The sequence below is a fragment of the Acinetobacter sp. TTH0-4 genome (assembly GCF_015602665.1).
Classification (GTDB): Bacteria; Pseudomonadota; Gammaproteobacteria; order Pseudomonadales; family Moraxellaceae; genus Acinetobacter; species Acinetobacter albensis.
This window is the reverse complement of the sequence record NZ_CP059079.1, coordinates 438,196-453,809: the sequence shown is the minus strand read 5'-3', so window position 1 is coordinate 453,809 and position 15,614 is coordinate 438,196. Positions and strand designations below refer to the sequence as shown.

At 40.5% G+C, this 15,614-nt stretch carries 7 protein-coding genes, 2 tRNA genes and 3 rRNA genes; 3 read left to right on the top strand and 9 right to left on the bottom strand.

Annotated features, from left to right (window positions below; genetic code table 11):
- Positions 1-24 precede the first annotated feature (24 nt).
- Positions 25-525, top strand: coding sequence for a DUF4442 domain-containing protein (locus H0S58_RS02170; RefSeq protein WP_195727000.1), 501 nt, complete (start codon positions 25-27; stop codon positions 523-525).
- Between the two features lie 127 nt (positions 526-652).
- Here H0S58_RS02170 and H0S58_RS02165 read toward each other — a convergent pair whose 3' ends face one another.
- Genes H0S58_RS02165 through H0S58_RS02155 form a run of 3 tightly spaced genes read right to left on the bottom strand, consistent with a single transcriptional unit; the run spans position 653 to position 2,427 of the window.
- A complete protein-coding gene (locus H0S58_RS02165) occupies positions 653-1,093 on the bottom strand; it encodes an acyl-CoA thioesterase (RefSeq protein WP_413784416.1) in 441 nt (146 codons plus the stop codon).
- A 5-nt stretch (positions 1,094-1,098) separates the two neighbouring features.
- The gene (gene trxC / locus H0S58_RS02160) at positions 1,099-1,530 is read right to left on the bottom strand and encodes a thioredoxin TrxC (RefSeq protein WP_092720850.1); all 432 of its coding nucleotides are present in this window, start codon (positions 1,528-1,530) and stop codon (positions 1,099-1,101) included.
- Positions 1,531-2,427: an alpha/beta hydrolase gene (locus H0S58_RS02155; RefSeq protein ID WP_053579557.1), complete on the bottom strand. Its 897-nt coding sequence runs from the start codon at positions 2,425-2,427 to the stop codon at positions 1,531-1,533. It abuts the gene before it with no gap.
- 124 nt (positions 2,428-2,551) lie between these two features.
- Between H0S58_RS02155 and H0S58_RS02150 the strand changes: the two genes are divergently transcribed.
- Positions 2,552-2,887 carry a TIGR01244 family sulfur transferase gene (locus H0S58_RS02150; protein ID WP_195726999.1) on the top strand — a complete coding sequence of 112 codons (336 nt, stop codon included), beginning with the start codon at positions 2,552-2,554 and terminating at the stop codon, positions 2,885-2,887.
- The gene (locus H0S58_RS02145) at positions 2,880-3,305 is read left to right on the top strand and encodes a beta-lactamase hydrolase domain-containing protein (RefSeq protein ID WP_193891406.1); all 426 of its coding nucleotides are present in this window, start codon (positions 2,880-2,882) and stop codon (positions 3,303-3,305) included. The genes H0S58_RS02150 and H0S58_RS02145 overlap by 8 nt, the downstream gene beginning before the upstream one ends.
- 260 nt (positions 3,306-3,565) lie before the next feature.
- Here the strand turns inward: H0S58_RS02145 and H0S58_RS02140 are convergent, their stop codons facing one another.
- The 6 genes from H0S58_RS02140 to H0S58_RS02115 form a co-directional block, all read right to left on the bottom strand.
- Positions 3,566-9,685 (bottom strand): beta strand repeat-containing protein, encoded by a 6,120-nt coding sequence (locus H0S58_RS02140; protein ID WP_195726998.1) that lies wholly within the window; start codon positions 9,683-9,685, stop codon positions 3,566-3,568.
- Positions 9,686-9,964: 279 nt separating this feature from the next.
- Positions 9,965-10,079, bottom strand: a 5S ribosomal RNA gene (rrf, locus tag H0S58_RS02135).
- A gap of 190 nt (positions 10,080-10,269) precedes the next feature.
- Positions 10,270-13,163, bottom strand: a 23S ribosomal RNA gene (locus tag H0S58_RS02130).
- Between the two features lie 405 nt (positions 13,164-13,568).
- Positions 13,569-13,644: transfer RNA gene (locus tag H0S58_RS02125), tRNA-Ala, on the bottom strand.
- Positions 13,645-13,730: 86 nt separating this feature from the next.
- A tRNA-Ile gene (locus H0S58_RS02120) sits at positions 13,731-13,807 on the bottom strand.
- Positions 13,808-13,865: 58 nt separating this feature from the next.
- Positions 13,866-15,405, bottom strand: a 16S ribosomal RNA gene (locus H0S58_RS02115).
- Together the 16S, 23S and 5S rRNA genes with 2 tRNA genes alongside form the textbook arrangement of a ribosomal RNA operon.
- Positions 15,406-15,614 lie beyond the last annotated feature (209 nt).

The following is a 15,614-nucleotide window of genomic DNA, read 5'->3' as shown; positions in this document are numbered from 1 at the left end:
ATACAATAAAAGTCGAGGAATCTTATGAAACCCACCAATCGCTTATCAAAAATGGTAAAAGCTACATCTAAATTACCCAAAGGCATTCGCAGTACCTTGTGGAGCAAAGCGTTTGGTCGGGTGGTTCCAATGGTCGGTAGCGCCAATCTTCGTTACCTAGAAGTCAGCCACGCAAAAATAGTGGTCAAAATTGAAAACCATAAAGCGATGCAAAATCATATTGGTCAAGTACATGCCTGTGCCATGGCATTAATTGCTGAAACAGCGACTGGTTTTGTTACAGGAATGAATGTTCCGGACACTTGTATCGTATTAATCAAAAGTTTTAAAGTTGATTTTAAACGCCCAAGCAAAGGTGCAATGATTGCAACTGCAACACTAACAGATGATCAGCAAAAACTGATGCAAAGCACTGAAAAAGGTGAAACCTTAGTGAACGTAAAGGTTACTGATGAATCAGGTGAAGAACCGATTCAATGTGAAATGCTCTGGGCTTGGATTGCAAAATCTCAGTTAAAAAAATAAGTATTTCGCCTTTCTTTTTACTCGCGGTTTCACATCAGGTTTGATGACTTCAATAGTTTTAACCATCTGATTCAAAATAACTTGATATAAAAAAGCCCAATCATGATTGGGCTTTTTAAATGTTTATTTATTGCGCAAGTTGCGCTGAAATAAATTTTTGTTTTATATGCTCTGAAATTTGACGTTTTCCACCTTTGACATCCACTGCAACAAAAGTGAATACCCCTTCAGTCACTCGAATCGGTTCACGTGAACTATCATGACTATCCCAAACTTCTATTTGCATCTGAATCGAAGTATTTCCAACTTTTAAAATTTTGGTATAGCAACTAATCACATCACCGACTTTAACTGGAACCAAAAAAGTCATTTGATTAATCGAAATCGTGGCACAGCGCCCTTTGCTAAAACGCTCAGCATGAATTGCCCCTGCCAAGTCCATTTGAGAAACAATCCACCCACCAAAAACATCACCACTCCAATTGGTATCTGCAGGCATTGCAATGGTTTGAAGGGAAAGCGTTCCTTCAGGTTTTACATGAGTATCTAACACATTAACTCCGGACATTTGCATTATGAATGGGCACTTAACTGCTGATCAAGCCATTGTTGTAGCTCTGTCGCTCGTAGTGCACCACTTATTCTAGCAAGTTCACTGGTTTTATTCATTAGAACCAAAGTGGGAATACTCCGGACATTAAACGCGCTGCTGAGTCGTGGAGATTCTTCAGTGTTAATTTTAGCAAAAATAACTTTCGGATTTTGTTTCGAAACTTGTGCAAAATGTGGTGCCATCATTTTACAAGGCCCACACCATTCTGCCCATAAATCAATAAAAACAGGCAAATCGCTATTGGCAATAAAGTGACTAAAATTCTGCTCATTTAATTCAATTGGGGCCTGAGGTAGAAGCTCATGATGACACTGACCACAACTTGGACTTTCTGTTAATTTCTCTTCAGGCACTCGATTCTTTGCACTACATGCAGGACAGACAATAATCATTTAACTGACTCCAATATATTGATGTAAAAATTCTAATTGCGTCGTGATCGCTTTTTCAAACCATTGCCCATGATAAATATCAAAATGTTGCATATCCCATTCATGATATTCCACAAAAGGTGCAATATTAGTTGCAGTTTCACGGCTTGATTCAATCGGAATTAAACTATCTTGTTTAGAGGCAATAAATAACACAGGTACACTAATTTTACGAACATCCAGAATAGGACGATAACGAATGAGATTAAAAAATATTCTGGCTGGAATTTCACCACTCCAATAATAATCTGGATTTACAATGGATAAATATCCACTGTAGCTATCTGCTGTCGGCATAAAACATAAGTCTTTGTGACTGACTACAGGCAGTGTTTTCGGTGCCATACCGACTTTTGCACCCATATAATCCTGACTCGATATTTTTAAAGCTTTGGGTAATTTTTGCAAGGGATAAAGCTTGGCACTTTCTGCCCCATCTACAAAGGGAATTTGTGCGATTACAGCCTGAACATTTTTTAATTCAGCAGCTAAATTTAATACATAGCCCCCACTTAAAGAGGTTCCCCAAAGTACAATTCGCCGATTATCCACTGATTTTCGCTCAAAAATATGCGCGATCATCGTGCGCCAATCTTCGAGTTGGAATTGAATAGACACTAATTCCCGTGGTCGTCCCGTACTCCCCCCCCAGTAACGATAATCAAACAGTACCACTGCATAACCCGCTTGAGCAAAACGCTGAGCGTATTGGATCAATTTAAATTGACGTAATGCTGCTAAACCATGGGCCATAATAATGACGGCAGGTTTATGTTCTGTTTTAGGTCGATAAAAGTCTGCGGCAATCACTTCTTGCCCACTTTTCACATACAGTGGTTCAACTGTATAGGAATGCATATGCGCTCCATTGCGTTATTTTATGGTTATAATTGCTTATAAAAATTTCTTCAGATCAAGCTCAACTTTTAGCTTAATGCTATCATAAAGCATAAAACTATTTAACGAATGATGGAGTGACAAAATGAGTGAAAATGTCGGCTTTGCAGGTCAAATTAATCCAGAACAAGTGATACAAGTCGTAGAAAAAGGCTTTAAATCGATTATTAATAATCGACCTGATTTAGAAGGCGGTCCTGAACAACCGACTAGCGCTCAAATTGAAGAAGCTTCGCGCAATGCAGGTTTAGATTACGTTTTTCAACCTGTAGTAGCAGGTCAAATTACCGAACTGGATGTACGTACTTTCGCCAATCATTTTAATGAACTTCCAAAACCAGTATTGATGTTCTGTCGTACTGGAAATCGCTCCAATAATTTATATCAATTGGCCAAGCAAATGGATTTGTTAGATGATTAAGGCCATTTTACCTACGCTTTTATGTTGTTTATGCTTAAGCTATGCCCCGCATTTATTTGCTCAAAATGAGAAGTTAAGTCAGGCACTGAATGCGCAAGTAAGTGTGTCAGGGGAAATGACCACAGATAAGTTTCAGCAATTAATTAAAAATGGCTTTAAATCTGTGATTGTCAATCGCCCTGATCAAGAACAAGGGAATCGTATTTCGGTTTCACAATTACGCCAAATTGCAGAACAGTCACATGTGAGTGTAATTTATCAACCCATTGTGAATGGTCAAATTACTCAAACTGATGTGATTGAATTTTCAAAATACTATAAAGAATTGCCTAAACCCATTCTAATGGTTTGTCGCAGTGGTTCTCGCTCTAGCATCTTATTTAATCAGGCTCAATCACAAGGATTACTTCATGAATAAAATGATTTTTTTATTATTGGTGTCTAGTTTAATGCTGGGATGTAGCTCAATGAATGTCAGACCTACGGTCGGTGTAAGTGTAGGCACCAGTATTTAAAAAAATTTAAATTATCGAAAATATTAACTATTTTTTAGTTATGTTAGTGAATCAAATTTGAAGATATCGTCCCATAGATTAATTAATAATTTAAGTAGAGTAATTTTGAAATCCCTAAAATAAAAAATGGAAGCTTTTAAGCTTCCATTTTTTTCAATAATTCTTATGGACAAGTACTATTTGTACCATAAGGACTCATAAGATTCGGACCATAAGAGCCATCAGTACTATAATCCGAGGAAAGTGGCGGTAAACCAAGATCATACACAGTACGTGTTGGTAGAGTTGCTACCGTAGAAGCTGCAGCAATTTGTACATTTAACCATTGAGAATATATTTTCGGATAACGAATTGTAAAATCAAATTTCCCATCACTATCTGTTGTATATTTTGCAGTCGTCCCAGCACTTCCTAGGAAGGTCGGAACTTTTACTGGAATGTTGGTTACTTGGCTATTTGTTACAGCCGCACCTAATGGGTTAGCAGGGCATGCCACGGTTGGATGAATCACCCAATCTTCTTTTTGATTACCTAAAGCATCTGTTACAAGATCCCATGTGTAACGCCCTTTTATATAAAAGGTAGGCGTAATATCCATTGCTACTTCTTGGTTGGACAAAGGTTTACCATCAAAATCTACTACACTAACCGAAAGATTACGTGTGTAATAAACGCCGTCTGTCGAAGATGCTACTTCCGTAGGATTAACTCCAATGACAATAGATGCAACTGGGTTTTGAATAACTGCTTGAACCACATTAACCTGAGTGGCTTGTGAGGCATTAAGATAACCTTCTTCTTTAAATCTCGCTGTCAATAATAAATCATCAGCAGCAAAATTGGCAGCATCATAACCAACAGCTCGAGTAAATTCATCTACTTTCACTTTAAACACAGCTTGACCATTTTCATCTGTGGCTAAACCTGATGGTCCAACAATAATTGCACCATTACGAGCAAAATCGCTAATTGCTAATTCAACATATTTATTAACAATGCCACCACCATTTGTGTCAACCAATGTTACTGTAACATCTGTTATATCACTTCGAACATTTAGAGTGGGTTTAGCTGCTTGCACACGTACACTATAACGAGCTGGTTGCACACCAACAGGAGCAGGTTTAAAAGCACTTAAGCGATGAATTTGTTTCACTACACCTGCATCATTTGAATGCGTAACGGTTAATTCAATTCCACTTGCAATTAATAAATCATCATCGATAGTAGTTCCATCTGTTTCAACCGAAAAGAATGCATTACCATTAGAGTCAGTTTTAACAGTTTGTGGCTCACTTGTATTTGTAGGGTTTCCGCTACCTGGTGTACCTATAATGATACTCGCAGAATTATTGGCAGAAAGTGTTACATTTTCATTTTTGACAGGTTGATTATTTTGATCTAAAAGTGCAACTGTGATAATTGCCTTATCACCATCAACACTTAAATTAGTTTTTGAGCTCAGAATAATTAAGTGATTACGATTAATTGCTTCATTTACATCAAAATGTACTGGTGTTGTACGAACTACACCATTTGCCAATGTAATCGATGCAATAACATCTACCCCATTAGCCAATAATTGATCGTATTGTTTGCCTGTAATTTTGGTTAAATCAACCTTAAATTTTGTATTCCCGCTGCTATCAGTCATTGCAGTTGCTTTTTCTAGACCTGAAATGGTTACACCATTTAAGGCGGAATTTTTCACCGTTAACGTTATAGGATATCCCTTAATTGGTTCACCCTTTATATCAACGAGTTTCGCATATACTTCCGCACTATCACCTGATGCCAATAGTTCATTTTTAGAGGTACTTGCAGTCAAATTAATTGCTTCAACAGGCGCAGTAACGTTTATTTTACCAATCTGATTAATGGGTTTAGTTGAACCGCTATTGTATGTGGTGACTGCATAAGTAATCCCTTTCTCCAATAAAAGGTCTTCAATATTTCCATCTGCAACCGTCACAGTAAAATAGGCAAAACCTTCTGAATCTGTAATCGCAGAAGTTCTATCCACGTTTACACGAGAACTTAAACTTGGAGAAAGTGCAAAATTCACTTCCTTATTGATTAAACCTTTACCAGTGCTATCTTTCGCTTTAACTGCAATAACTGTTTTATCACCTAGAACAGAAACCGTTTGTTTTGATGGTGTAGCTTCTAATACACTTACATCTTGACTTAGAGGTGCTTTTACCATTACTTGGGTATTTTGGCTTAATCTAGAGCCATCAGCTTGCACCACTGATGCGGCAATCGTAATACCATTCGCAATTAGATTTTCAATTTTTTGATTATCTGATGCTTTTACTAAAATTGTAAATTTAGCTTCCCCACTCGCATTCGTCGTTACACTATTTACATTAACAGTTACCCCATTCTCTGTAGCAGCAGTATTTAAACCAATACCGACTTTTTTACCCACCAGAGGATTACCATTTTTATCAAAAACTTTAGCAGTAAAAGTAAATGTATCATTGTCTGCAATTACAGCGCCTTTGGATGCTATTAAATCAATACGTAATGCATCTTTTTTAACATCTTCTGCATCAATATTGAATTGCACTATAGTACTTTGCGTCACATTCTGACCAGCATCAGAAACATATGTAGCAGTTGCCTGAATACCAGTTAGCAAGGCATTGACTTGCGCTTCTGTTAGCGTTGCTGGAGCCGTGTACGTGACGATAAATTGAGCTTCACCATTTACAGTAGTCGTTTTGCTTGCTACATCCAGTTTAATATTTAAACCTGTTGGAATATTAGCTAAATTTAATTTAATCAATTTATTCGCAATTTTTGAACCTTGACTATTAAACGCTTTAACAGTAATAGTTGACTTTCCACCCGTAGTTTTAACAGTATTTGAAACATCTGTTGTGAGATAGCTCACCTCCGCTAAAGACACAGCAGAAACAATATTAACTTTAGTATTTTGTACAATTACTCCACTACCATCACCTTGTACTACAGAGGCACCAATTCCAATCCCAGAGCTAACTAAAGCTAGAACTGCTTGTGCCGTTGTAGGCTTAACAAGCAGTTCAACTGGAGCCTGCCCTGCTGCATCGGTTGTAACAACAATTGAGCCACCCGTTGTATTTATAATGCTTACACCATTTTGTAATGCACCATTATCTAATGCTAATGTGACTTGACGATTTGTTATTGCTTTACCTTGACTGTCTTTCAAAATCGCTGTTACTTTTATTTTTTCATCGCTTTTCGTATTAATTACCAAAGCAGGTTTATCTACAATCAAGTCCATACGCTGAATATTGACAGCTTGTTGATAGAATGCCGCTTTTACAGTTTGAGTAATATTGCCGTATTTAACACTAAGAACCAGACCATCTTTTTCTAACTGTGCTTTATCTACACTTGAAGTAATCGATGCATCATAAACCAAGGTAAATTTAGCTTCACCATTCACATTGGTTGTAAGTTTCGAACCTTCTTTTATTCTAATGCCCGAATAGACTTTGCTCAGACTCAAATCAATATCTTTATTGGCAACGATGCTACCTTTACTATCATAAGCTTTAACTGTAATAGTTTTTTCGGCATTTTGATCAATATCTACAGCTGCAAAGTTCTCAATTGCTAAATATGCAACATCAGCAGATGAAGAAACCGATGCCGCAACCATAACTTTTGCTGTTTGAAAAATAGCTGAACCATTACTTTGTTCAGCAGATGCTGTCACCAATAATCCTTCAGCCACTAATGCGTTAATTGCTTCACTATTTGGTGCTGCTAATTTCACAATAAATACAGCCTGACCATTGGCTGGTGTTTGAGCAGATGCACCCAGAATTGATGCACCATTATTCTTTGCAATTTCAGTTAATGCGAGATTTAATTTACGATTAGAAATTAATTGTCCATTCTCATCTATAGCTTGAACTGTAACTCTAACTTCATCATTAGCGGCAACAACTACACCTTTGTCTAAATTAATATTGATTTGTTTAACATCAACATTTGCAGTCTGCTCATAGTAACGAAGATTCGTAGTTTGCGTAACGATTGCACCAGAAGAGGCTTGTTGATAAGTTGCAGTTAACAAAACGCCTTCTGCTTTTAATTTTGCTAACAACGCTGCATCAGTAATATGACCGTCATAGTTTAATACAAAAGTCGCATTACCATTACTGTCCGTTTTTGCTTTAGAACCACCAAGCAGTGTTAATCCATTTTTTGCACTATCAGCAACTCTTAAAGTAACATCCTGACCAATTAAAACACCACCATTACTATCTACCGCTTTAACAGTGATAGTCACTTTTCCTTTATTAATATTAATCATTTGATCAGCAGATATAGTGAGATAACTGACATCTACTCCATCTAGTGTTACAGCCTCAACCATTACTTGCATGTTTTGTTTTACGGTCGTAGAACCATCCGCAAGCATCGCGCTCGCGGCAATAGCAATGCCTGAATTAACCAAATTTTCAATTGCTGCCGCATTATATGCATTTACTTTTAAAGTATAAGTTACATAACCACTGCTATCCGTTACTTTGGTTGCAGCGCCATCTAATGTCACACCATTCGACTGTGCTGCTTCTGTTAAACCAATAGTTACAGATTTATTTGCAGCAAAATTACCAGATACATCTATTGCACGTACTTTAATCTGTACTGTGTCATTGGTCGAAGATACTACACCTTTTGTAGCACTTAATTCTAAACGTTGGACTTCTTTAGATTGTTCAATTGTTTGCTGTTGATAAAAACTGACTTTTGCGGTTTGTGTCACTTGTGTATTTGCAGATGTTGTATAACCAGCCGAAACTGTTACACCATTCTTCAATAAAGTATTAATATTATCTGGAGAAATATTAGTTTTATTAAATGCTAAATTAAAACTGGCTTGACCATTATTATCTGTTGTAACTTTTGAACCATTAACAATCGCTAAACCGCTGTTTTGGCTATTTGGTACATTTAATATAATTTGTTTATTCGCAATAGAACCGCCATTTTTATCTTTAGCAGTAATTGTGACAGTTGCTTGACCTCCTTTAATTTCAATTTGATCAGACACAACAGCACTTAGATAAGCAACTTCCTCTTGTGGTGTAGAAACAACTGTAATTTTACTAGTTTGCTCAGCACTATTTTCTTCATCTAAAGAAGATATTATTGTAATGCCATTGGTCACTAATAATTGGCCAGTAGGGTTTGCACTATTCGCTTCAGTTCTAATCGTAAAACTGGCCTCACCGTTTGCATTTGTTGTGGCAGTCTGGCTAACTAACTTTGCACCAAATTCAAGTGCTAAATCATCTAAAGATAATTTTACCTTCTTATTTGCAACAGCATTACCCTCTGGATTCTTTGCTTTTACTACAACATTTATCGAACCATCAATAGCATTAACTTTATTATTATCTGAAGTTAAAATAGATAAACTACTCACCACACTCTGAACAGAATCAACTATTACAGTAGATATCTGTGTTTTGGTAGCACCAGACTGTTCAGTTAAAGTCGTTTCGAGTGCAATACCTGCTTTAATCAATTCTTGACGATCTATTTCTTTACCCTTTGGTAATACCAAGGTAAATACTGCATAACCTTCATTATCGGTTACTACACTAGATCCACCCTTAATAGTAACGCCATTGTTTTTAAAGTCTTTTACTGCAAGCGTAACCTTTTCATTAGGTACGCCACCACCATTCACATCCATTGCTCGGACACGTACAACACTTTCACCACCAGATACTGGCAAATGTTTAATGTCATCAAAAGCCAACTCATACTGGCTTTGAACGACTGTTCCAGCACCTGTTACTGCTACTTTTCTAATATTATTAATTTTTGTACTTTTAATTGTTGTCGTAAAAATCAGTTCTGTAAGGTTTAAATTTGTTCCATCCAATTTTACAGAAAATGTTACATTACCTGCTTGATCTGTTATTTTCTCTGAAGCATCACTGGTGGCTCCATTTTTTGCAAAATCTGCAATGTTCAAAATAATAGTCTTACCTGCAACCCCACCACCGTCTTTATCTACTGCTTTAGCAGTAATGCTTACTTCATCACCCTTTACATTTAATTCATTTTTATTAACTGTCAACGTGATACCTGTGGCTTCTTTTTTTTCTGTATCTACGTTTGAACCATTTCCATTTTGATTACTATTCGAATTATTATCTCCATAGTAACCATCACTTCCACCACCACCACAAGCAACTAGTGCCACTGAAGAAACTAAAACTGTTGATTTCACCCCTAATTTTTTTAAATTAGTTAAATATGTCATGATTTTATCCATTTTATAAAAATAAGTATCGTTATACAAAAACAAGTATAGATTTTACATTAAATGTACCTAACCTAACAAAAAATTTCAATGTTAGCTAATTGAAAATTTAAAAACTAATTTTTTATTTAAATTTATTTTTAGGTAAATGAAAATTCTTCAAAATTGATTGATTTTAAGTATTTCTAATAATTTAAAATAAAATCAACTTTCTACTTTTTAAATTATGTATAGAAAAACCCCCCTCAGTCTTAAGACTGAGGGGGGGTTAGAATAATGAGCTGGCGATGACTTACTCTCACATGGGTAACCCCACACTACCATCAGCGCGAAGAGGTTTCACTTCTGAGTTCGGGAAGGGATCAGGTGGTTCACTCTTGCTATTGTCGCCAGCACAACTGTTTATGGACTTGTTCGGGTCTTATTTACGGGATTTATTTCGTAAGCCTTACTTTGTACCAAAAGAGTTATTAACAGACATTAAATTTGAGTTGAGATTTTAGTTTGTAGCGTTAACTAAATCAAGGGTATATTGCTTGGTTTTGAATCACTTAGATGATGCAATACAACTGTTTGGGTGTTGTATAGTCAAGCCTCACGAGCAATTAGTATTGGTCAGCTTCACATATCACTATGCTTCCACATCCAACCTATCAACGTCGTAGTCTTCAACGGCTCTTTAGGTGACATAAAGTCACAGGGAAATCTAATCTTGAGGTAGGCTTCCCGCTTAGATGCTTTCAGCGGTTATCCCTTCCGAACATAGCTACCCGGCGATGCAACTGGCGTTACAACCGGTACACCAGAGGTTCGTCCACTCTGGTCCTCTCGTACTAGGAGCAGATCCTCTCAAATTTCCAACGCCCACGGTAGATAGGGACCGAACTGTCTCACGACGTTCTAAACCCAGCTCGCGTACCTCTTTAAATGGCGAACAGCCATACCCTTGGGACCTGCTTCAGCCCCAGGATGAGATGAGCCGACATCGAGGTGCCAAACACCGCCGTCGATATGAACTCTTGGGCGGTATCAGCCTGTTATCCCCAGAGTACCTTTTATCCGTTGAGCGATGGCCCTTCCATACAGAACCACCGGATCACTAAGACCTACTTTCGTACCTGCTCGACTTGTGGGTCTCGCAGTTAAGCGCGCTTTTGCCTTTATACTCTACGCGTGATTTCCGACCACGCTGAGCGCACCTTCGTACTCCTCCGTTACTCTTTAGGAGGAGACCGCCCCAGTCAAACTACCCACCAGACATGGTCCTCGCTCCAGATTATGGAGCAGAGTTAGAACCTCAATATTACCAGGGTGGTATTTCAAGATTGGCTCCACCGAAACTAGCGTCTCGGTTTCAAAGCCTCCCACCTATCCTACACAAGTAAGATCAAAGTTCAATGTCAAGCTGCAGTAAAGGTTCACGGGGTCTTTCCGTCTAGCCGCGGGTACACCGCATCTTCACGGCGAATTCGATTTCACTGAGTCTCTGCTGGAGACAGCGCCCCCATCATTATGCCATTCGTGCAGGTCGGAACTTACCCGACAAGGAATTTCGCTACCTTAGGACCGTTATAGTTACGGCCGCCGTTTACTGGGGCTTCGATCAAGAGCTTCGCTTACGCTAACCCCATCAATTAACCTTCCAGCACCGGGCAGGCATCACACCCTATACGTCCACTTTCGTGTTTGCAGAGTGCTATGTTTTTAATAAACAGTTGCAGGGGCCTGGTTTCTGTGGCTGTCAACCGCTCAGGGAGTAAATCCCATCACCGTCGACAGCGTACCTTCTCCCGAAGTTACGGTACCATTTTGCCTAGTTCCTTCAGCAGAGTTCTCTCAAGCGCTTTGGTCTACTCGACCTGACCACCTGTGTCGGTTTCGGGTACGATTCCTGTGTAACTGAAGCTTAGAGACTTTTCCTGGAAGCATGGTATCAGCCACTTCACTGTACAAGTACAGCTTGCTATCAGTTCTCAGCATAGAGCACCCCGGATTTGCCTAAGATGCATGCCTACAACCTTTCACCTGGACAACCAACGCCAGGCTGACTTAACCTTCTCCGTCCTCTCATCGCATTACACAGAAGTATTGGAATATTAACCAATTTCCCATCGACTACGCCTCTCGGCCTCGCCTTAGGGGTCGACTCACCCAGCCCCGATTAACGTTGGACTGGAACCCTTGGTCTTTCAGCGTGCGAGTTTTTCACTCGCATTGTCGTTACTCACGTCAGCATTCGCACTTCTGATACCTCCAGCAGACTTCTCAATCCACCTTCATCGGCTTACAGAACGCTCCCCTACCACTTGCAATAAATTGCAAATCCGCAGCTTCGGCATATAGTTTTAGCCCCGTTACATCTTCCGCGCAGGCCGACTCGACTAGTGAGCTATTACGCTTTCTTTAAAGGGTGGCTGCTTCTAAGCCAACCTCCTAGCTGTCTATGCCTTCCCACATCGTTTCCCACTTAACTATAATTTTGGGGCCTTAGCTGGCGGTCTGGATTGTTTTCCTCTTGACTACGGACGTTAGCACCCGCAGTCTGTCTCCCGGATAGTACTCATTGGTATTCGGAGTTTGCATCGGTTTGGTAAGTCGGGATGACCCCCTAGCCGAAACAGTGCTCTACCCCCAATGGTATTCGTCCGAGGCGCTACCTAAATAGCTTTCGGGGAGAACCAGCTATCACCGAGTTTGATTAGCCTTTCACCCCTATCCACAAGTCATCCCCCGGCTTTTCAACGACGGTGGGTTCGGTCCTCCAGTTAGTGTTACCCAACCTTCAACCTGCTCATGGATAGATCACCCGGTTTCGGGTCTACACCCAGCAACTAAACGCCCTATTAAGACTCGATTTCTCTACGGCTCCCCTATGCGGTTAACCTTGCTACTGAATGTAAGTCGCTGACCCATTATACAAAAGGTACGCAGTCACCGAACAAGTCGGCTCCCACTGCTTGTATGCATGCGGTTTCAGGATCTATTTCACTCCCCTCACAGGGGTTCTTTTCGCCTTTCCCTCACGGTACTGGTTCACTATCGGTCAGTCAGGAGTATTTAGCCTTGGAGGATGGTCCCCCCATATTCAGACAAGGTTTCACGTGCCCCGCCCTACTCGTCATCATTATCTAAGCCCTTTCGTGTACAGGACTATCACCCACTACGGTTGCACTTCCCAGAGCATTCCACTAAAACTTAGATAACTTAATGGGCTGATCCCCGTTCGCTCGCCGCTACTAAGGGAATCTCAATTGATTTCTTTTCCTAAGGGTACTGAGATGTTTCACTTCCCCTCGTTCGCCTTGCATGACTATGTATTCATCATGCAATACCTACCTTATGGTAAGTGGGTTTCCCCATTCAGAAATCTCCGGATCACAGGATATTTGCCGCCTCCCCGGAGCTTATCGCAGGCTATTACGTCTTTCATCGCCTCTGACTGCCAAGGCATCCACCACATGCACTTAATTACTTGACTATACAACCCCAAACAGTCGTTAACACCCTACAAGTGATGTAACAACAGAGTCAGCCTTACGACCTTCTCATACAGTTTGTGGTCTGTAGATTTAACTACAGTACAGCTTCAATCTAAATTCATCTACCAAAACGCTTGATTCAGTTAATTTCGCTAGTTCTCAGTTCTTCTTCGTCATTGAAATGAAATACTTGCGTATTACAGTCAATGCTGAATTAGTTCTGAGTTCAAACAATTATTTCAACTCAAATTCTCAATCTGTTAATGATTAACTACGTCTTCGTCAGACCGTAGGTAACTGTGATAAATCACAGAACTTAATAAATTAAAAAATCATTTAATCATGATCTTATTTATTAAATTCTATAATCTAACTTCTTAGCTTATATATTGAAGAACAATATATGGTGGAGACTAACGGAGTCGAACCGTTGACCTCCTGCGTGCAAAGCAGGCGCTCTACCAACTAAGCTAAGTCCCCAGCTTATCACTTATTAGCTTTATGTATCTCTCGTTTGTAACTCAACTCCAAGACTCTCATCTCTTCATTATTTCAGTTAGTAGACTTGGTGGGTCTGACAAGACTTGAACTTGTGACCCCACGCTTATCAAGCGTGTGCTCTAACCAACTGAGCTACAGACCCATCGATACATCATGAAGAACAACTTGTTGTGGATTCTTACCAATCGTCAATCTTTCGTTAAGGAGGTGATCCAGCCGCAGGTTCCCCTACGGCTACCTTGTTACGACTTCACCCCAGTCATCGGCCACACCGTGGTAAGCGTCCTCCTTGCGGTTAGACTACCTACTTCTGGTGCAACAAACTCCCATGGTGTGACGGGCGGTGTGTACAAGGCCCGGGAACGTATTCACCGCGGCATTCTGATCCGCGATTACTAGCGATTCCGACTTCATGGAGTCGAGTTGCAGACTCCAATCCGGACTACGATCGGCTTTTTGAGATTAGCATCCTATCGCTAGGTAGCAACCCTTTGTACCGACCATTGTAGCACGTGTGTAGCCCTGGTCGTAAGGGCCATGATGACTTGACGTCGTCCCCGCCTTCCTCCAGTTTGTCACTGGCAGTATCCTTAAAGTTCCCGGCTTAACCCGCTGGCAAATAAGGAAAAGGGTTGCGCTCGTTGCGGGACTTAACCCAACATCTCACGACACGAGCTGACGACAGCCATGCAGCACCTGTATGTAAGCTCCCGAAGGCACCAATCCATCTCTGGAAAGTTCTTACTATGTCAAGACCAGGTAAGGTTCTTCGCGTTGCATCGAATTAAACCACATGCTCCACCGCTTGTGCGGGCCCCCGTCAATTCATTTGAGTTTTAGTCTTGCGACCGTACTCCCCAGGCGGTCTACTTATCGCGTTAGCTGCGCCACTAAAGTCTCAAAGACCCCAACGGCTAGTAGACATCGTTTACGGCATGGACTACCAGGGTATCTAATCCTGTTTGCTCCCCATGCTTTCGTACCTCAGTGTCAGTATTAGGCCAGATGGCTGCCTTCGCCATCGGTATTCCTCCAGATCTCTACGCATTTCACCGCTACACCTGGAATTCTACCATCCTCTCCCATACTCTAGCCAACCAGTATCGAATGCAATTCCCAAGTTAAGCTCGGGGATTTCACATTTGACTTAATTGGCCACCTACGCACGCTTTACGCCCAGTAAATCCGATTAACGCTCGCACCCTCTGTATTACCGCGGCTGCTGGCACAGAGTTAGCCGGTGCTTATTCTGCGAGTAACGTCCACTATCCCTAGGTATTAACTAGAGTAGCCTCCTCCTCGCTTAAAGTGCTTTACAACCAAAAGGCCTTCTTCACACACGCGGCATGGCTGGATCAGGGTTCCCCCCATTGTCCAATATTCCCCACTGCTGCCTCCCGTAGGAGTCTGGGCCGTGTCTCAGTCCCAGTGTGGCGGATCATCCTCTCAGACCCGCTACAGATCGTCGCCTTGGTAGGCCTTTACCCCACCAACTAGCTAATCCGACTTAGGCTCATCTATTAGCGCAAGGTCACAAGTGATCCCCTGCTTTCTCCCGTAGGACGTATGCGGTATTAGCATTCCTTTCGAAATGTTGTCCCCCACTAATAGGCAGATTCCTAAGTATTACTCACCCGTCCGCCGCTAAGTTAAGTAGCAAGCTACTTTTCCCCGCTCGACTTGCATGTGTTAAGCCTGCCGCCAGCGTTCAATCTGAGCCATGATCAAACTCTTCAGTTTAATATTGCTTAGTACCTATAGGGCACCAATCTTGGCTCATCAATTTTCTGACAAATATTTCTCAAATAAACTTCGAGTAATTTCTACCATCAATCAATGAAAATAATTTCGATCAATCAATCAGTAAAAATCCACACAAGTTGTTCTTCATAAGCTCTTAATGATCTTCTTGCTGATTCGTCACCAGCAAGCTAGGTCGGCTATATTAC

Coding starts and splice junctions, on each gene's coding strand:
- H0S58_RS02170 (WP_195727000.1), top strand. CDS start 25: ATGAAACCCACCAATCGCTTATCAAAAATGGTAAAAGCTACATCTAAA.
- H0S58_RS02165 (WP_413784416.1), bottom strand. CDS start 1,093: ATGTCCGGAGTTAATGTGTTAGATACTCATGTAAAACCTGAAGGAACG.
- trxC (WP_092720850.1), bottom strand. CDS start 1,530: ATGATTATTGTCTGTCCTGCATGTAGTGCAAAGAATCGAGTGCCTGAA.
- H0S58_RS02155 (WP_053579557.1), bottom strand. CDS start 2,427: ATGCATTCCTATACAGTTGAACCACTGTATGTGAAAAGTGGGCAAGAA.
- H0S58_RS02150 (WP_195726999.1), top strand. CDS start 2,552: ATGAGTGAAAATGTCGGCTTTGCAGGTCAAATTAATCCAGAACAAGTG.
- H0S58_RS02145 (WP_193891406.1), top strand. CDS start 2,880: ATGATTAAGGCCATTTTACCTACGCTTTTATGTTGTTTATGCTTAAGC.
- H0S58_RS02140 (WP_195726998.1), bottom strand. CDS start 9,685: ATGACATATTTAACTAATTTAAAAAAATTAGGGGTGAAATCAACAGTT.